Origin of the sequence: Paraburkholderia sp. MM5477-R1 (genome assembly GCF_050436385.1) — a bacterium.
In the GTDB taxonomy this organism is placed as follows: domain Bacteria; phylum Pseudomonadota; class Gammaproteobacteria; order Burkholderiales; family Burkholderiaceae; genus Paraburkholderia; species Paraburkholderia tuberum.
Genome location: NZ_JBNDMC010000010.1, coordinates 402,233 through 420,391, shown reverse-complemented (window position 1 = coordinate 420,391; position 18,159 = coordinate 402,233). Strand labels below are relative to the sequence as shown.

Genomic DNA, 18,159 nt, shown 5'->3' with positions numbered 1-18,159 from the left:
CGGACGCCGCCGGCATCCTGTCCGGCGGCCGATAACTGTCCTGTCCCTACGCCATGAATACTGCCAACCGCAAACGCCTTCCGGGCACCAAGCTCGACTTCTTCGATACGCGTGCCGCGGTCGACGCAATCAAATCCGGCGCCTACGACAAGCTGCCGTACACGTCGCGCGTGCTCGCCGAAAACCTGGTGCGCCGCTGCGATCCGGTGACGCTGACCGCTTCGCTGAAACAGATCATCGAACGCAAGCGCGAGCTCGATTTTCCGTGGTTCCCGGCGCGCGTCGTGTGCCACGACATTCTCGGCCAGACCGCGCTCGTCGATCTGGCGGGTCTGCGCGATGCGATCGCCGCGCAAGGCGGCGATCCGGCGCTCGTGAATCCGGTGGTGCCGACGCAACTGGTCGTCGACCACTCGCTGGCCGTTGAGTGCGGCGGTTTCGATCCGGACGCGTTCGCGAAGAATCGCGCGATCGAAGATCGCCGCAACGAAGACCGCTTCGATTTCATCAACTGGACCAAGCGCGCGTTCCGCAACGTCGACGTGATTCCGCCGGGCAACGGCATCCTGCATCAGATCAACCTCGAACGCATGAGCCCGGTCGTGCAGGTGAAGGACGGTGTCGCGTTTCCCGACACGCTGGTCGGCACCGACTCGCATACGCCGATGGTCGATGCGCTCGGCGTGATCGCGATCGGCGTCGGCGGCCTCGAAGCGGAGAGCGTGATGCTCGGCCGCGCGTCGTACATGCGGCTGCCCGATATCGTCGGCGTGGAGCTGAGCGGCAAGCCGGGCGAGGGTATTACCGCGACCGACGTGGTTCTGTCGTTGACCGAGTTCTTGCGCAAAGAGAAGGTGGTCGGCGCGTACCTCGAGTTTTACGGCGAGGGCGCGGCGAATTTGACCTTGGGCGATCGCGCGACGATCGCGAACATGGCGCCCGAGTTCGGCGCGACTGCCGCGATGTTCTACATCGACGAGCAGACGATCCGCTATCTGAAGCTGACCGGCCGCGACGACGAACTCGTCAAACTCGTGGAAACGTATGCGAAGCAAACCGGCTTGTGGGCCGATACGCTGAAGCACGCCGACTACGAGCGCGTGCTCGAGTTCGATCTGTCGAGCGTGGTGCGCACGCTCGCGGGGCCGTCGAATCCGCATCGCCGCTTGCCGGTGTCGGAGCTGGCCGCGCGCGGCGTCAGCGGCAAGGTCGAGAACGAGCCCGGTCTGATGCCGGACGGCGCGGTGATCATCGCCGCGATCACGAGCTGTACCAACACGAACAATCCGCGCAACATGATCGCGGCGGGCCTGGTCGCACGCAACGCGAACCGGCGTGGACTCGTGCGCAAGCCGTGGGTCAAGAGCTCGCTCGCGCCGGGCTCGAAGGCGGTCACGCTGTATCTGGAAGAGGCAGGGCTCTTGCCTGAACTCGAACAGCTCGGCTTCGGCGTGGTCGCGTATGCGTGCACGTCGTGCAACGGCATGTCCGGCGCGTTGGACCCAGTGATTCAGAAGGAAGTGATCGAGCGCGATCTGTATGCGACCGCCGTGCTGTCGGGCAACCGCAACTTCGACGGCCGGATCCACCCCTACGCGAAGCAGGCATTTCTCGCGTCGCCGCCGCTGGTCGTCGCCTATGCGATCGCGGGCACGATCCGCTTCGACATCGAGAAGGACGTGCTCGGCGTCGATGCGGACGGTCATGCGGTCACGCTGAAAGATCTGTGGCCGTCGGATGCGGAGATCGATGCGATCGTCGCCGCGAGCGTGAAACCCGAGCAATTCCGCAAAGTGTATGAACCGATGTTCGCGGTCTCCCCCGACACCGGCGCGAAGGCCGACCCGCTGTACGACTGGCGCGAAGAAAGCACCTATATTCGCCGTCCGCCGTACTGGGAAGGCGCGCTCGCCGGCGAGCGCACGCTGAAGGGCATGCGAGCGTTGGCCGTGCTCGGCGACAACATCACGACGGACCACCTGTCGCCGTCGAACGCGATTCTGCCCGACAGCGCGGCCGGCGAATACCTGACGAAAATGGGCCTGCCCGAAGAGGACTTCAATTCGTACGCGACGCACCGCGGCGATCACTTGACCGCGCAGCGCGCGACCTTCGCGAACCCGACGCTGAAGAACGAGATGGTGCTGGAGAATGGCCAGGTGAAGGCCGGTTCGCTCGCGCGTATCGAGCCCGAAGGCAAGGTCACGCGCATGTGGGAAGCGATCGAAACGTATATGGAGCGCAAGCAGCCGCTGATCGTGATCGCGGGCGCCGACTATGGCCAGGGGTCGTCGCGCGACTGGGCCGCGAAGGGCGTGCGGCTGGCCGGCACCGAAGCGATCGTCGCGGAAGGCTTCGAGCGGATTCACCGCACGAACCTCGTCGGCATGGGCGTGTTGCCGCTCGAATTCAAGCCCGGCGTCAATCGCCTGACGCTCGGCATCGACGGCACCGAGACGTTCGATGTGATCGGCGAGCGCAAGCCGCGCGCCGATCTGACGCTGGTGATTCATCGCCGCAACGGCGAGCGCGTCGAAGTGCCGGTGACGTGCCGGCTCGATACGGCCGAAGAGGGGTCGATCTACGAAGCCGGTGGCGTGCTGCAGCGTTTCGCGCAGGACTTTCTCGAGTCGACCAGAGCGGCGGCTTGACGGGTAGACGCGCGTTTTGCAGTGAACGTCGCAACAGACCAGGGCGATGCGGCTTGACGAGCCGCATCGCCCTTCATCAAAGAACATGTCACCTCAGGACACCTTCATGGCCCACCTTCCCCAGATCAAGATTCCGGCCACCTATATGCGCGGCGGCACCAGCAAGGGCGTGTTTTTCCGTCTGCAGGATCTGCCCGAGGCCGCGCAGCGACCGGGCGCCGCGCGCGACGCGCTGCTGATGCGCGTGATCGGCAGTCCCGATCCGTACAGCAAGCAGATCGACGGCATGGGCGGCGCGACGTCGAGCACCAGCAAGACCGTGATCATTTCGCGCAGCAGCCGGCCCGGTCACGACGTCGACTATCTGTTCGGGCAGGTGTCGATCGACAAGGCGTTCGTCGACTGGAGCGGCAATTGCGGCAACCTGTCGGCCGCGGTGGGACCGTTCGCGATCAGCGCGGGCCTCGTCGAGGCGAGCCGCGTGCCGGGTGACGGCGTCGCGATCGTACGCATCTGGCAGGCCAATATCGGCAAGACGATCATCGCGCACGTGCCGATGAGCGATGGCGCGGTGCAGGAAACCGGCGACTTCGAGCTCGACGGCGTGACCTTTCCGGCCGCCGAAGTGCCGCTCGAATTCATGGACCCGGCCGCCGACGAAGAAGGCGCGGGCGGCGCGATGTTCCCGACCGGCAACCTCGTCGACGACCTGGAAGTGCCGGGCGTCGGCACGTTGAAGGCGACGATGATCAACGCGGGCATCCCGACGATCTTCGTCGACGCCGAGGCGATCGGCTACAAGGGCACCGAGTTGCAGGACGCGATCAACAGCGACGCGAAGGCGCTCGCGATGTTCGAGACGATCCGCGCGCATGGCGCGCTGCGCATGGGGCTCATCAAGCATCTCGACGAGATCGCGACGCGGCAGCACACGCCGAAGGTCGCATTCGTCGCGAAGCCGGTCGATTACGTGGCGTCGAGCGGCAAGCCGGTGCGCGCGGGCGACGTCGACCTGTTGGTGCGCGCGATGTCGATGGGCAAGCTGCATCACGCGATGATGGGCACGGCGGCGGTCGCGATCGGCACCGCGGCGGCGATCGCGGGCACGCTCGTCAATCAGGCGGCGGGCGGCGGCGAGCGTGAGTCGGTGCGCTTCGGGCATCCGTCGGGCACGTTGCGCGTCGGCGCGCAGGCGAGTCTGCAGGACGGCGAGTGGGTCGTCACGAAGGCGATCATGAGCCGCAGCGCGCGCGTGTTGATGGAGGGGTGGGTCAGGGTGCCGCAGCAGGGCTGAGACGGCGCCGATGTCGGCCAACGTCAGCGGCACGGAAGGCTACGTAGAGCAGGCCGCCGCGCTCGCGGCGATGGGGGCATACGGTGCTCGCGGTCGAACCGGACGCATTGCGCAACGCGGCCGATGCAAACCTTCGCGTCGTCTACAATGGCTGCTTCGGCCGCGCTCCCATAACCACTCCCCAGCGGCCGACTCAGTCCCGACGCAGAGGAGCCACGATGCAGAACAGGCTGGACGCCGACGCAACGAAGTCCGGCGACGCGGCGCACGACATCGCGCGCGCGAGACGCGCGGTGCTCGTGATCGCGATTGCGCAATTGCTCGGTACGTCGTTGTGGTTCAGCGCGAACGGCGCGATGCGCGATCTGCAGATCGCCTGGCATCTGAGCGCGTCCGGTATCGGCTGGCTGACGAATGCGGTGCAGGCTGGCTTTATCGTCGGGACCTTGCTGTCGGCGACCACCGGACTCGCCGATCGCGTGTCGGCGAGCAAGGTGTTCGCCGTCTGCGGCGTGCTCGGCGCGACCTTGAATGCGCTGTTCGCGCTGTGCAGCAGCGGGCTCGCGTCGGCGCTCGTGTTTCGCTTCGGCGTGGGCGTCGCGCTTGCTGGCATCTATCCGCTCGGCATGAAGCTGCTCGTTACGTGGGACCCGCGCCGCGCCGCGCAGACGCTCGCGTTGCTCGTTGCGATGCTGACGCTCGGCACGGCGTCGGTGCATGCGATTCGTGCATTGCTGTCGAGCGTGCCGTGGCAAACCGTGGTGCTCACTTCGTCAGGACTCGCGGTGATCGGCGCGCTGCTGGTGTTCGTGCTCGGCGAAGGGCCGCACGCGCGGCGCTCGGGCAGCCGACGCTTTGGTTTGTCGGCGGGCGTCGGGCAGGTCGTGCGCATCAGCGAGTTTCGCTCGGCCGCGCTCGGCTATTTCGGTCACATGTGGGAGTTGTACGCGTTCTGGACGCTGACGCCGCTGCTCGTGCAGCGCGCGTTCGCGAGCGGCGCGCCGGCGACGCCGGGCACCGTCGCGTTGTGGTCGTTCCTGATCATCGCGATCGGTGCGCTCGGCTGCCTGTTCGGCGGCAGACTCAGCCAGGTGGTCGGCAGCGCGCGCACCGCCGCTCTCGCGCTGACGATCTCGGGCACGCTGTGCGCGATTTATCCGCTGACCACGGGGCTCGGCACCGCCGCGCAGCTCGGGTTACTACTCGTGTGGGGCATCAGCGTGATCGCCGATTCGCCGCAGTTTTCGGCGCTGTCCGTGAAGGCCTGTCCCGCCGACAAGATCGGCGGCGCGCTGACGCTGCAGAACAGCTTCGGCTTTTTCCTGTCCGCCTGCTCGATCCTGTGGTCGACCAGCGTATTTCACGCGCTCGACGTGCGCGTCGCATGGCTGCTGCTGCCTGGGCCGATCATCGGTCTGATCGCGATGACGCCGCTGTTGCGCAAGCAGCCACGCTGGTGATGCTCGCGCTGCGTTACTTGCCGCCGTGCTTTTCCTGCCAGCGCTGCATGAACGCGATCTCGTCATGCTGCGCCTTGATGATGTTGCGCGCGAGCCGCTTGATCTCCGGGTCCTTGCCGTATTTCAACTCCGCCTGCGCCATCCCGATCGCGCCCTGGTGATGCGGGATCATGTGCGCGACGAAATCCCGGTCGGCGTCGCCGGTGTATTCGGGGGCGCTCATCTCATGCATCATGCGCTCGTCGGCGGCCTTGAAGGCTTGCGTCGATGCGCTCGCGTGGGTATGCGCAGAATCCGGCATGTCCATGCCGGGCATGCCCTGATGTTGCGCGTGAGCGGGCAGAGCCGCCGCCGCGAATGCCAAACCGCCGAACACACAGAGAGCGCGCAACGCGCGAAGGTTTTTCATATTGGTTTTCCGTTGTTGAAGAGTGTGGCGACGTGATCCGCGCGATTCTAACGGTCACGTCGGACATCGTGGAGCTTCCTGCCGTGGTAAGGTCAAGCGGAGGCAAAGCAACGCACGCCTATAATGAAACGCGACTGGATGACCAAGCCAGCATCATTGGCAGCATCACTCACTCAACGAGGCTGACAGCATGTACATCGCGATGAACCGCTTCAAAGTGGCGCCCGGCTCCGAGGACGCCTTCGAACATCTGTGGACCACGCGCGACACCCATCTGAAAGAGGTGCCGGGCTTTGTGGAATTTCATTTGCTGAAGGGACCGCGCAAGGACGATCACGTCCTCTATTCGAGCCATACGATCTGGCGCGACCATGCATCGTTCGAAACATGGACGAAGTCCGACGCGTTTCGTGCCGCGCATCGCAGTGCCGGTAACGAAAGCCGCGTGCTGTATCTCGGCCACCCGGAATTCGAAGGCTTCGAAGTCATCCAGACCGTCAAATAACGCGGTCTCGCGCGGCGCCTGCATGCCGGTTCGCATTCGCGCGGGCATGGCGCATGCACATCCGACGCGCATCGCGCGTGGACATCGAGCTGCTCACGGCAGCGCACCACTCACCAAGGATCGAAAACATGAAAGCCGTCAGAATCGGTTCTCCCGCCACAGTCGATAGCCTGCAAGTCGTCGATCTCGCCGATCCCGGTCAGCCCGAGGCCGGGCAGATTCGCGTGCGCATTCGCGCTAGTTCGTTGAACTACCACGACTACGGCGTCGTCAGCGGCAATCTGCCGGCCGAAGCGGGCCGCATCCCGATGGCCGATGGCGCGGGCGTCGTCGAAGCGGTCGGCGCAGGCGTGCGCGAATTCAAGGCCGGCGATCACGTCGTGTCCTGCTTCTTCCCACACTGGGAAAACGGTTCGCCCGCGATCGGCGATTTTGCGACCACCCCCGGCGACGGCGTCGACGGCTACGCGCGCGAAGTCGTCGTGCTGCCGAGCCACTACTTCACGCGCGCGCCGGCCGGCTACAGCCACGCCGAAGCGGCGACGCTGACCACGGCGGGGCTGACCGCGTGGCGCGCGCTGGTCGTCGATGGTCAGTTGAAGGCAGGCAGCAGCGTGCTCGTGCTCGGCACCGGCGGCGTGTCGATCTTCGGCTTGCAGATGGCGAGGGCGATGGGGGCATCGGTGATTGCGACGTCGTCGTCGAATGCGAAGCTCGCGAAGCTGCGCGAACTGGGTGCCGACCATACGATCAACTATCGCGACAATCCCGAATGGGGCAAAGAAGTGCGTCACATCACCAACGGGCGCGGCGTCGATCACGTGATCGAAGTGGGTGGTCCCGGCACGCTGCCGCAGTCGATCACCGCATGCCGCATCGGCGGGCACATCGCGCTGATCGGCGTGCTGACCGGCCGCGCGGGTCCGGTGCCGACCGCGCATCTGATGGCGCGGCAACAGCGTCTGCAAGGGCTGATCGTCGGCAGCCGGCAGGATCAGATCGACATGGTGCGCGCGCTGGAGACCACGGGCATCAAGCCGGTGATCGACAGCACGTTCGCGCTGGACAAGCTCGCCGACGCGTTCCGGCACGAGGCATCGGGTGCGCACTTCGGCAAGATTTGTGTGGCGATCTGAGGATTCAACGCTCGCGCCCGGCCCGCATGACCCGCGGGATCGCTAGGGCCTGTTCACGCTAATAACGGGTTCCCCTGTTTTAAAAAAACCTTCAAGGGGCTGGCCGCCAGAAGGGCCGATCGCCGCGTCATGCTCCTTGCGAATACGTCGAGTATTCGTTGCGTCGCAATCCTTGCGCTCGGCCCTTCTGGCGGCCAGCGCAAGCCCGTTATTAGCGTGAACAGGCCCTAGCTCAAATGCCCCTCGCGAGGTCCGCGAAACAGACACCCGTCGCCTCGCAGGCCTGCGTGAACCCTTCGTCGTAACTCGTGAAAAACAGAGTGCGCGTCGTGCCGAGCGTTCTGAACAGCTCGGCGAGCACCGCGCGCGCTGACGCGTCGAGTCCGCCGGCCGGTTCGTCGGCGATCAGCACGCGGGTTTCGCCGAGCGCGGCCGCCGTCAGAAACACCTTTTTGCGGCTGCCATACGACATCTGCTCGAAACGTTTGTCCAGATGCGGCGCGAGGCCGAAGCGTTCGGCGAGCGCGAGCACGTCGTCGGTCAGAGCGGTGTGCCGCGCCGCCGCAACCTGCCGCAGATAATCGCGGCCGGTCTGATCGGGCCAGCTCATGCTGTCTTCCGGCACATACGTGAGCAGCGCTTGCGCGGCATGCGGCGCGGCGCGCAGCGAATGACCGCCGAGCCATACGTCGCCGGTGTCGGGTTCGAGCGCGCCGGCGAGGATGGCGAGCAACGTCGATTTGCCGCTGCCGGATTCATCGTTCAACGCGACGCAGCCGGACGTCGCGTCGAAGTGCAGTCCTTCGAACAGGACGCGGTCGCTATAGCGCTTGCTGAGGTTGTCGAATCGAAGCATGGGTTGGCGCGCAGAGGGCGATGTGAACGCGGCGCAGGATTGCGCCACGCCTCGTGCATGCCGTGCGGGACCTGCGCCACGGCAATTTCGCGCCAGTGTAGCAGCGCGCGCCTGGTTCCTTCGCGCCGTTACGTAGACGTCGGCGTGTCCAGAAAGAACTCCACCATCCGATCACACACGCGTTCGAACATCTGCGTGCCCGTCACGGTCGGGCAACCGCGCGCGCGTGCCGCTTCGATCAGCGGCGTAAGTGGCGGTTTCGTCACGACATCGCCGACAAAAGTCGTGGCCGGCAAGCGCGCGACGTCGATCGGCAACGAATCGCCCGCGCGCATGCCGAGCGGCGACGCGTTGACGACCACGTCATACGGACTCGGGTCGAGGTCGGCCGCCGCACCGCGCGCCGTGCCTCGGCCGAGCGCATTGAGCCGTGCGGTCAGCGAGCCGGTGCGTTCGACGTCGTTGTCGCGCACGTCGAGCGAGCCGACGCCGCGCTGAATCAGCGCATGGCCGATCGCCGAGCCCGCGCCGCCCGCGCCGACCAGCAGCGCGCGCTTGCCCTGTAGTTCGCAGCCCGCCGCGACGAGCGCCGCAACGAAGCCGGTGCCGTCGAACATACCGCCATGCCAGCCGCCATCGGCGTTGCGGCGCAGCGTGTTGACCGCGCCAAGGAACGCGGCTTCTTCGGCGAGCGTCGCGCAATAGCTCGCCGCGGTGAATTTGTGCGGCACCGTGATGATCACGCCGTCGACGTTGCGCATCGGCGCGATGCCCGCGAAAAAAGCCGGCAGATCGGCTGGCGCGACGTGCGCGGGCACCACCAGCGCATCGCGGCCGGCCGAACGCAACGCGGCGGTCACGCCGGACGGCGAGCGCACCTGCGCAATCGGATCGCCGACGATGAAATACACGCGCGTCGCGCCGCTCAGACCCGCGTCGAGCGACGCCGCGAACGAAGGGGTTTCAGCCCGCTGCATGATCGAATCTCCTGAGTGCAGCATAGGAAAGAACCGTCGACGCCGCTCGGCGCCGGCGCCCAAAAAGCAGAACCTGAGAGAAAGTGTCGATGACGCGAACGGGTCCGTAGAGAGCCGTCGCTCATCCTGCCCAGCTGATTCCAAAATCCTGACTTAATCGTGGCCTATTTTCAGATCATTTAGGTCCGTCGAATTACGCTTTGTCAGTAATTGTGACTGATTTTAATTGGGGTGCGGTTAGATATAGACATTAAAAACACGCGCTGCTTTTTACGCTGATAAACTGTGCGCGGAGCCAAGGCGGCGACGCCCTACGCGCGCTTGCCGCGTCCCCTTCCGGCGTGTCGATGGCCGGATAGATGGTACAAATAGGCCTTTTCCGCGGCTTTGACAGACGCGTACCGCCGGCATACTACCTTCGGCTAACGCGGCTCACCGGGACGCACCGATTGTCGTCCTTCTGAATTGTCCTTTGAGCCTCGCCGTGTGGCGCTTCGCCCCCAGCCGATTTTCCGCAGACTCCGCCTTCCGATTTCGACAGGTAAGTTTGACAGAAAGCTTGATTAAGTAAGGGCTTGTTCAAGTCCGCATTTTGGAAATGACTCATGAAGCCGGGAAATAATTCGCTTGGGAAAAAGCGCGCACGCAAAATTGCGGTCGCGGCTGTGGCGGTGCTGATCGCGGTGTTGGTCGGTTGGGGCGTCTGGTATATCCAGCATCGCGCCGAGCCGCAGGCGCCGGCGCTGAGCGGCATTGCGAGCCAGATGCGTCACGATGCATCCGCGTGGACGCATGCGGAGAAGGATGCGTCGACGATGCTGCGCGACATTCACGACACCAACGTCGCGGCGATCGGCGTGAGTCCCAACGCGATTCTGGTGTCGCTGCGTGACGGCTCGAAGTACTTCGTCACCGATCACAACGCAACCTTCTCGCACGCGCTGCTGCTGGGCGAGCGCTCCGACGCCGCCGCGTATCAGCTCGTGTGGCTGCCCGACGTCGACATCCACAGCGACGGCGCACGCTGGACCCAGCTGTTCGACCAGTTCCGCGACGCGCTGAGCGTGCTGCTGCCGCTCGTGCTGATCGGCGGCATGGCGTGGTTCATGCGACGCGAGATGAAGGGCGGCGCGAAGCTGCTCAGCGAAACACCGACGCTGCGTTTCGACGACGTGATCGGCGCGAACGAAGCGAAGGCCGCGCTCGCCGACATTCGCGGTTACCTGTCCGATCCGAAGCAGTTCTCGTCGCTGGGCGTGCGCGCGCCGTGCGGCATCCTGATGGTGGGCGCGCCCGGCGTCGGCAAGACGCGGCTCGCTCAGGCGCTGGCCGGCGAATGCGGCGCGAACTTCATTTCGATCACGGGCAGCTATTTCAGCGCGAAGTACTACGGTGTCGGTATCCAGAAGGTGCGGCACCTGTTCGAACTCGCGCGCAAGAATGCGCCGACGGTCATCTTCATCGACGAAGCGGACGGTCTCGCGAAACGAACCGACACCGGCGGTGGTCCGGTCGAAGCCGAAAGCAACCGGATCATCAACCAGCTGCTCGCGGAGATGGACGGCTTCGAGTCGAACGAGGGCGTGATCGTCGTGGCCGCGACCAACCATCCCGACAATCTCGACGAAGCATTGCGCCGTCCCGGCCGTTTCGATCGCACGGTGCAGGTGCGTCTGCCGGATCGCGAAGACCGCGCCAAGATTTTCCGTTTCTACGCGCAGCGGCTGAAGTCGAAAGCGGCGGATATCGACTACGACCAGCTCGCGCGTTTGACGACTGGACTGTCGCCGGCCACCGTCGCGATGGTCGTGAATCAGGCGGGGCTGATCGCGCGCAAGGCGGGCGATAACGAAATCGCCGCGAAGCACTTCATGGAAGCGATCAAGATCGCGCGCATCGGCGACGTGAGCGGCGCCGAGCGCGCGCTCACCGAGGACGAGCGCAGGCGCATCGCGGTGCATGAGGCGGGTCACGGTCTGGTCGCCGCGCTGCTCGGCACCGGCGTGCTCGAGGAAGTGACGATTCTGCCGCGTGGCGGCGCGCTTGGCGTCGCGCTGATCACGAAGGCGCAGGACAAGCACCTGTATCGCGAAACGGAAATCCGCAACGAGATCCAGGTGCTGCTCGGCGGACGCAACGCGGAGATTCTGATGTTCTCCGAAGCATCGAGCGGCGCCGCGTCGGACTTGCAGGAGGCCTCGCGTATCAGCCTCGACATGGTGTCGAAGTTCGGCTTCAACAGCGACGGCGATCTGTTCAGTCTCGCGGCGCTGCCGTCGCAGTATGCGGGCCTGCAAATGAAGAGCGCAATCGAGCATGCGAACGTGCTGCTCAAGGAGCTCAACGAACTTTGCTACGGGCTACTGCACGCGTACGAGCCGGTACTGCGCGCCATTTCGGACCAGTTGCTCGAGCACGAGACCGTACCCGGGGACACCGTTTATCGGCTCATCGCCGAGCACAAGAGCACGCTGAAGATCGTGCACGAGCCTGCGGCGGCTTGACGGGCGCTGATGATGCGCTACGCGAAGTCCGACGATCCCGGGTCGGTCGGCATTGCGGGATAGCGCCGCGCGCATCGACCTGGTTCGATCTTTCAGGCTACGTCGGAAGCGACGTTCTCCGCCGCTTTCAATACCGATTCGCCGCGCGTCTTCACTCGCAAAATCGGCGCCTCGATCAACCGCCACGACAGCACCGCAATGCCAAGCGAAATCGCAAACGACGCGACGATGCCAAGCATATGTGCCCACATCGGCACGGTGCCACCAAACAACGCCTCGGCGTGACGGTTACGCGTCAGATCGGGGATCAGGTTGTGATACAGATAGAAGCCGTAACTGATACGCCCAAGACCGGCGAGCCAACGCGTCTGTAGCAGACCCATCACGGCAGCATTGCGGCAACACGCGATCGAAGCCACCAGCGCCGCGATACCGATCCCGTACGTTGCGCTGATCGCGGTAAACAGTAAGGGATCGTCGAGCATGTTCCACCTCGGCTCGGCTGCGCATAAGCCGATCACGACCAGACTCAGCGCGAACAGTGTCAGGCCATGACCGAGCCAGGCACGCACGCGGCCGCGATCGTCCTCGATCACCAGACCACCGATGCCGCCTAACGCGAGCAACCAGACATTGCTCAACGGGTGCGTATAGATCGTGATCTCATCCCAATGCGCGGCGCGCATCACGAACAGCGCGGCAAGGCCTAGCGCCACGATCGCCCAACATGCCGCTCGATGTCGGCGCGTCGCGAGCAGCAGCAAAAACGGCGCAACGACGAGATAGAACTGCTCCTCGATCGCGAGGCTCCACAAGTGCGAATAGCGGCCCGGCCAGTAACGCAGCACCGAGCCGATCCAGAAGTTGGACAGATACGCGAAGTGAAACGGCATGCCGCTCGCCAGTTCCGGATTCGCGAGGCCGAATGCCATCAGCACGCACATCACGACGAGCATCAGGTAATAGATCGGAAAGATGCGCACCGTGCGACGAAACAGAAAGTGCCCGAGTTCGGTGCGGAAACAGCTGTCGCCCTCTTCGATGCGCGCGCGCCGCGACGACAGGATGCCGATGATCAGAAAGCCGCTCAGCGCAAAGAAGATCCACACGCCGAGATGCCCGATTTCGCCGATGTCGCCGAAGAGTCGATGCTGCAGAAACACCATCAGCACAGCGATAGCGCGCAATCCATCGAATCCGGCAATTCTGTTTTTCATAAACCTCTATTCGCAAAGCGGCGGAAAAGCACGAAAACATCGTACGGGGAAAAAATGCGAAAAAAATCGCAACGCGCGTTCGATGATTTATTTTCGAGGCTCGCGTTCCGTCCATGAAGACGGGTGTCCCTGTTTCGTGCATGAAAAGCCGCAAAACTTTCCGCGTGTTCGCTAAAGACGCGCCGAGTATTACCAGTCGCCAACGACTCCATTTCAGAAAGCCGTTGTGAAAGCGAACATTAGAGGCGAATCGTCAGTGCCTTCGCCTGCGTCATAGGTGATGCATTGAACGATCGAGTCTTTTGTCGTTCGCACAGGTTGGCACGCTGATGCGTGGCCATTCACGTTCTTGCGTGCCGCCAGCGCGCATTCTTCGAGAAGACGAATGGAAACCCCAGGCCGTGGCCGTGGACGATCGGTCGAAGTCGATTTTTTTCGCGGTATCGTGCTGATCGTCATCGTGCTCGATCACATTCCCGGCAGCACGCTATCGCATCTGATGCTGCACGCGTACGCGTTGTGCGATTCGGCCGAGGTGTTCGTGTTTCTCGGCGGCTATGCATCGGCGGCGGCGTATACGGCGGTGCTTGCGCATCGCGGCGAACACGCGGCGCAGCTGCGCTTCCTCAAACGCTGCGGGGAGATCTATCGCGCGTATCTGTTGACGGCGGTGCTGACGCTCGTGTCCGGCGCGATTCTCGCGCTGCTCGATCTGAATCGGCCGATGGTAGAAATGACCGGCTGGCCGCCGTTCGCGTTGCAGCCATGGCGTCAAGCATTCGATATCGCGCTGTTGCGCCGGCAACCGTATCTGTCCAGCGTGCTGCCGATGTACGTGCTGTTCGCGCTATGCGTGCCCGTGATGGTGCCGCTCGCGCGCCGCTCTGCATCGCTCGCGCTCGCGGTGAGCGTCGCGGTGTGGGCCGTCGCGCGGCCGCTCGCCGCGTTATTCAGCATTGACGCTGTCGCCGACTGGGCTTTTAATCCGTTTGCGTGGCAACTGATGTTCATGCTCGGTATGCTGTGCCGCGTGCAGCCGATCAGCGAACGTTTTCATGCGAGCTATGCCGCGCAGTGGCTCACGCGCGTCGCGGTGGTCGCGGTGCTTGGCTTCGCGATGGTCAAACTTTTCGTGCTGACGCAGCCTTTGTCCGGCACGCACAAGCAGAATCTTTCAGTGGAACGTGTGATCAATTTCATCGTCATCGCGTGGCTCGCCGCCCAGTTCGTGCGGATGGGCAGTATCGCGTGGCTAGCGAGGCGGCTGCCCGTCGTCGTGACGGTGGGGCGCACCGGACTCGTGTGCTTCGTGACCGGCACGCTGGTGTCGTTGATCATCGACACGGCGACACCGCACACGTTTCACGGTTTTCGCGCGGTGCTGGTCGGGCTCGGCGGCGACCTCGCGGCGATCGGCGCGCTGCTGATGATCGCGCGCGGCTGGAGCGGCTGGAAAGGGCAGCAGTCGGGCGCACAGGCGAATGGCGCGGGTTGCGGATGACACCACTCGAGCGCCGCGGGCGCATCACGACCACGATGCGCACGACGCGCAAGCTCGTTGGACTCGCGACCGTGATGAGCGTCGTCGTGCTCGCGTGGCTCGCGATGCATCGCACGGCCGCGCAGGCCAAAGAGACACCGTTCGCGATGCACTGCGCGGAGTTCGCGGGCGCGGTGCTGTCGCCCGAATTGATCGAGATGCCGACGGCCGGCGCGCTGATCGAAAGCGCGGCGATGATCGGCGCGACCGCGCCGGGCAATCAGCAAGGCGGCGAGTATTGCCGCATCACGGGCCGCATCAAGGCGCTGCATCGGACGACGCCCGACATCCGCTTCGATCTGAATCTGCCGAGTCGCTGGAATGGCCGTGCGTTGCAGATCGGCGGCGGCGGGTACAACGGCGTGGTTGTCAGCGGCACCGGCGTGATGCCGTTCTCGCCGGATCGCGCGCCGCTCGCGCAAGGCTACGCGACGTTCGGTGACGACTCGGGGCATGTCGGCGATTCGTCGCTCGCGGCGTTTGGTCTCGTCGATGAAGCGGTGACGAACTTCGGCTACGCGCATCTGAAGAAAACCCATGACGTCGCGCTCGCGTTGATCGCGCGCGCGTACGGCAGGCCGCCGCAGCGCATGTATTTTGCCGGCGGCTCGACGGGGGGCCGCGAAGGCTACACGGTGATGCAGCGCTTCCCCGACGACTACGACGGCGTGATCGCCAATGCGCCCGCGCTGAATTTTTCCGGCGTGCGGCTGATCGGCGTGAAGCTCGGCCAGGCCGAGTACGGTACGCCGGGCGGCTTCGTGCCGCCGGCGCTGCTCGAACGCGTCTATCAACGCACGCTCGAGGTGTGCGACCGGCTCGACGGCATGGCGGACGGCATCGTCAGCGACGTCGAAGCATGTCGCGCGCACGAAGCGCAAATTGTCGATTCGCTGCGTTGCGCGCTGCGCCTTTCATCTGACGATGCGTGTCTGACCGACGCGCAACTGGCCACCTTGCTGGCGATGCGCGACGGGCTTTCGCTGCCGTTTCGGCTCGCGTGGGACGTGAGCGGCTATCGCGGCTACAACGTGTTCCAGGGCACGCAACTGACCGGCGCGCTCGGGCTCGCGCATCAGCCGCGGCGTCAACCGGTACCGACGTTCTATGCAAACGGTTATCTGTTCGCGCAAGGCGACGGCTATCTGCGCTACTTCGTCGCGCGCGATGCGGACTTCGATTCGTTGACGTTCGATCCGCAACGCCCCGGCAAATATCGCGCGCAACTGATCGCGCTGTCGGGCACGATCGGCGCGATGAACCCCGACCTGTCGCGTTACATCGCGCATGGCGGCAAGCTGATCACGCTGCAGGGTCTCGCCGACGAAGTGATCAGCCCGAACCAGACGATCGCATATCACGACGCGCTAGTCGCGCGTTTCGGCAAGGACGAGGTCGATCGCTTCATGCGGCTGTACATGGTGCCGGGGTTTCAGCATGGCAACGGCGTGTTCATTCCATCGGTCGATCTGCTCGGCGCGCTCGACGCGTGGGTCACGCGCGGCGTCGCGCCCGAAACGCTGATGGCCACAGATCTCGCTGCGGCGACGAATGGACGCTCGCGGCCGCTGTGCCGCTATCCCGGGTTTCCGCGCTATCTCGGCCGAGGCAATGTAAATCTGGCGAGTAGTTTTGTCTGTGCGCAGCCCTGAGGTCTGAGTCGTCGCAGCACCTGTTTGGCCGGCGAGCCGCGCAACAAAGCGTGCGGACCGAGCCGGGGCCCACGCCCGACGAGCCGACAGCCCGAGCGCCACCGCCTTTTCGCGCACGTAGCGCCGCAACCGCACGATCTGTTCGTCCGCTCGCGTGCGCTGCACGCTTTCGCACTTTCCATTACATTGCGGATGCGGCGCGTTCCTTCGCGCCGTTTCCTGTCATTCAACAGCGGTGTCGGCCATCATCGAGTCCATGCAGCCAATCGTTTCGGTCAAGAATCTGTCGAAAACCTATGCCAGCGGTTTTCAGGCACTGAAGAACATCAATCTGGCGATCTACCGTGGAGAAATCTTCGCGCTGCTCGGGCCGAATGGCGCGGGCAAGACCACGCTGATCAGCATCGTCTGCGGCATCGTCAACGCGAGCGAAGGCGGCGTGACGGTGGACGGCCATGACATCGGCTCCAACTATCGCGCGGCTCGCTCGCTGATCGGCCTCGTGCCGCAGGAGTTGACCACGGACGCGTTCGAAACCGTCTGGGCCACCGTGTCGTTCAGCCGCGGCCTGTTCGGCAAGCCGAAGAACCCCGCTTACATCGAGAAAGTGCTGCGCGACCTGTCGCTCTGGGAGAAGCGCGACAACAAGATCATCACGCTGTCGGGCGGCATGAAGCGGCGCGTGTTGATCGCGAAGGCGCTGTCGCACGAGCCGCGCGTGCTGTTTCTCGACGAGCCGACCGCCGGCGTCGACGTCGAGCTGCGGCGCGACATGTGGAAGCTCGTGCGCTCGCTCGCGGCGAGCGGCGTGACGATCATCCTGACCACGCATTACATCGACGAAGCCGAGGAGATGGCCGACCGCATCGGCGTGATCAACGCGGGCGAAATCATGCTGGTCGAAGAGAAGACCGAGCTGATGCGCAAGCTCGGCACGAAGCAGTTGACGCTGCAACTGGAGAGCCCCCTCGACACGGTGCCGGCTTCGCTCGCCGGCTACGGGCTCGCGGTCGCGAACGGCGGCAACGAACTGACCTACACCTATGAAGGCGAGGGCGGGCGCACCGACATCATCGCGCTGCTGAAATCGCTCGACGACGCCGGTATCCGCTTCAAGGACCTGCACACCACGCAGAGTTCGCTCGAAGACATTTTCGTCAGTCTGCTGCGGGGGAACCCATGAACATCTACGCAATGCGCGCGATCTACAAGTTCGAAATGGCGCGCACGTGGCGCACGCTGATGCAAAGCATCATCGCGCCGGTGATTTCCACGTCGCTGTACTTCGTCGTGTTCGGCTCGGCGATCGGCTCGCGTATCAAGGAAGTGGAGGGCATCAGCTACGGCGCGTTCATCGTGCCGGGTCTGATCATGTTGTCGCTGCTGTCGCAAAGCATCGCGAACGCGTCGTTCGGGATTTACTTCCCGCGTTTCACGGGCACGATCTACGAGCTGCTGTCGGCGCCCGTATCGTATCTGGAGATCGTCGTCAGCTATGTGGGCGCGGCGGCCACCAAGTCGATCCTGCTCGGGCTCATCATTCTCGCGACCGCCGCGCTGTTCGTGCCGTTGCAGATCATGCATCCATTATGGATGGTGCTGTTTCTCGTGCTGACGGCCGTCACGTTCAGTCTGCTCGGCTTCATCATCGGCATCTGGGCGGACAGCTTCGAGAAGCTGCAACTGGTGCCGCTCCTGATCGTCACGCCGCTCACGTTTCTCGGCGGCGCCTTCTATTCGGTGGACATGCTGCCGCCGTTCTGGCACGCCGTCACGCTGTTCAATCCGATCGTTTATCTGGTCAGCGGATTTCGCTGGAGCTTCTACGAGTTGGGCGACGTCGGCGTCGGCCTGAGTCTCGGCATGACACTGCTGTTCCTCGCGGTGTTCCTCGTGATCGTCGGCTGGATCTTCAGGACCGGCTATCGCTTGAAAAGCTGATAAGACCGCGCGATTAG

At 64.2% G+C, this 18,159-nt stretch carries 14 protein-coding genes; 10 read left to right on the top strand and 4 right to left on the bottom strand.

The genetic code is table 11. The features are described from left to right. The first annotated feature begins 53 nt into the window (after positions 1-53). From acnD to OKW35_RS45730, 3 genes are all read left to right on the top strand, one after another. Entirely contained in the window at positions 54-2,651 is a 2,598-nt protein-coding gene (gene acnD, locus OKW35_RS45740; RefSeq protein ID WP_429555510.1) for a Fe/S-dependent 2-methylisocitrate dehydratase AcnD, read from the top strand. A gap of 106 nt (positions 2,652-2,757) precedes the next feature. After that, positions 2,758-3,945, top strand: a complete 1,188-nt coding sequence (prpF, locus tag OKW35_RS45735; RefSeq protein ID WP_429555509.1) for a 2-methylaconitate cis-trans isomerase PrpF — start codon at positions 2,758-2,760, stop codon at positions 3,943-3,945. 218 nt (positions 3,946-4,163) lie between these two features. Continuing rightward, positions 4,164-5,405 carry an MFS transporter gene (locus OKW35_RS45730; protein WP_429555508.1) on the top strand — a complete coding sequence of 414 codons (1,242 nt, stop codon included), beginning with the start codon at positions 4,164-4,166 and terminating at the stop codon, positions 5,403-5,405. Positions 5,406-5,418: 13 nt separating this feature from the next. Here the strand turns inward: OKW35_RS45730 and copM are convergent, their stop codons facing one another. After that, positions 5,419-5,814 (bottom strand): CopM family metallochaperone, encoded by a 396-nt coding sequence (gene copM / locus OKW35_RS45725; RefSeq protein WP_429555507.1) that lies wholly within the window; start codon positions 5,812-5,814, stop codon positions 5,419-5,421. A gap of 190 nt (positions 5,815-6,004) precedes the next feature. Here copM and OKW35_RS45720 point away from each other — a divergent pair, with 190 nt between their 5' ends. Then, positions 6,005-6,319: an antibiotic biosynthesis monooxygenase family protein gene (locus OKW35_RS45720; protein WP_184060459.1), complete on the top strand. Its 315-nt coding sequence runs from the start codon at positions 6,005-6,007 to the stop codon at positions 6,317-6,319. A gap of 128 nt (positions 6,320-6,447) precedes the next feature. Further along, complete coding sequence (locus OKW35_RS45715) at positions 6,448-7,455, top strand: zinc-dependent alcohol dehydrogenase family protein (protein WP_187614286.1); 1,008 nt, start codon at positions 6,448-6,450, stop codon at positions 7,453-7,455. Positions 7,456-7,687: 232 nt separating this feature from the next. On the opposite strand, the gene OKW35_RS45710 is transcribed toward OKW35_RS45715, so the two are convergent. Together OKW35_RS45710 and OKW35_RS45705 are read right to left on the bottom strand one after the other, a co-directional pair. Then, positions 7,688-8,311, bottom strand: a complete 624-nt coding sequence (locus OKW35_RS45710) for an ABC transporter ATP-binding protein (protein ID WP_184060463.1) — start codon at positions 8,309-8,311, stop codon at positions 7,688-7,690. A 128-nt stretch (positions 8,312-8,439) separates the two neighbouring features. Next, the gene (locus OKW35_RS45705; protein ID WP_429403569.1) at positions 8,440-9,288 is read right to left on the bottom strand and encodes a shikimate dehydrogenase family protein; all 849 of its coding nucleotides are present in this window, start codon (positions 9,286-9,288) and stop codon (positions 8,440-8,442) included. Between the two features lie 605 nt (positions 9,289-9,893). On the opposite strand from OKW35_RS45705, the gene OKW35_RS45700 reads away from it, so the two are divergent. Then, positions 9,894-11,792: an ATP-dependent metallopeptidase FtsH/Yme1/Tma family protein gene (locus OKW35_RS45700; RefSeq protein WP_429555506.1), complete on the top strand. Its 1,899-nt coding sequence runs from the start codon at positions 9,894-9,896 to the stop codon at positions 11,790-11,792. Between the two features lie 92 nt (positions 11,793-11,884). On the opposite strand, the gene OKW35_RS45695 is transcribed toward OKW35_RS45700, so the two are convergent. Further along, positions 11,885-13,009 carry an acyltransferase family protein gene (locus tag OKW35_RS45695; RefSeq protein ID WP_429555505.1) on the bottom strand — a complete coding sequence of 375 codons (1,125 nt, stop codon included), beginning with the start codon at positions 13,007-13,009 and terminating at the stop codon, positions 11,885-11,887. Positions 13,010-13,394: 385 nt separating this feature from the next. Here OKW35_RS45695 and OKW35_RS45690 point away from each other — a divergent pair, with 385 nt between their 5' ends. From OKW35_RS45690 to OKW35_RS45675, 4 genes are all read left to right on the top strand, one after another. Next, the gene (locus OKW35_RS45690) at positions 13,395-14,510 is read left to right on the top strand and encodes an OpgC domain-containing protein (protein ID WP_429555504.1); all 1,116 of its coding nucleotides are present in this window, start codon (positions 13,395-13,397) and stop codon (positions 14,508-14,510) included. Next, positions 14,507-16,201 carry a tannase/feruloyl esterase family alpha/beta hydrolase gene (locus OKW35_RS45685; RefSeq protein WP_429555503.1) on the top strand — a complete coding sequence of 565 codons (1,695 nt, stop codon included), beginning with the start codon at positions 14,507-14,509 and terminating at the stop codon, positions 16,199-16,201. Before OKW35_RS45690 ends, OKW35_RS45685 begins: the two co-directional genes overlap by 4 nt. Before the next feature lie 256 nt (positions 16,202-16,457). Beyond that, complete coding sequence (locus OKW35_RS45680) at positions 16,458-17,384, top strand: ABC transporter ATP-binding protein (protein ID WP_429555502.1); 927 nt, start codon at positions 16,458-16,460, stop codon at positions 17,382-17,384. Continuing rightward, on the top strand, positions 17,381-18,142 hold the full coding sequence (locus OKW35_RS45675) for an ABC transporter permease (RefSeq protein ID WP_184060479.1): 762 nt from the start codon (positions 17,381-17,383) through the stop codon (positions 18,140-18,142). The genes OKW35_RS45680 and OKW35_RS45675 overlap by 4 nt, the downstream gene beginning before the upstream one ends. The last annotated feature ends 17 nt before the right edge of the window (positions 18,143-18,159 follow it).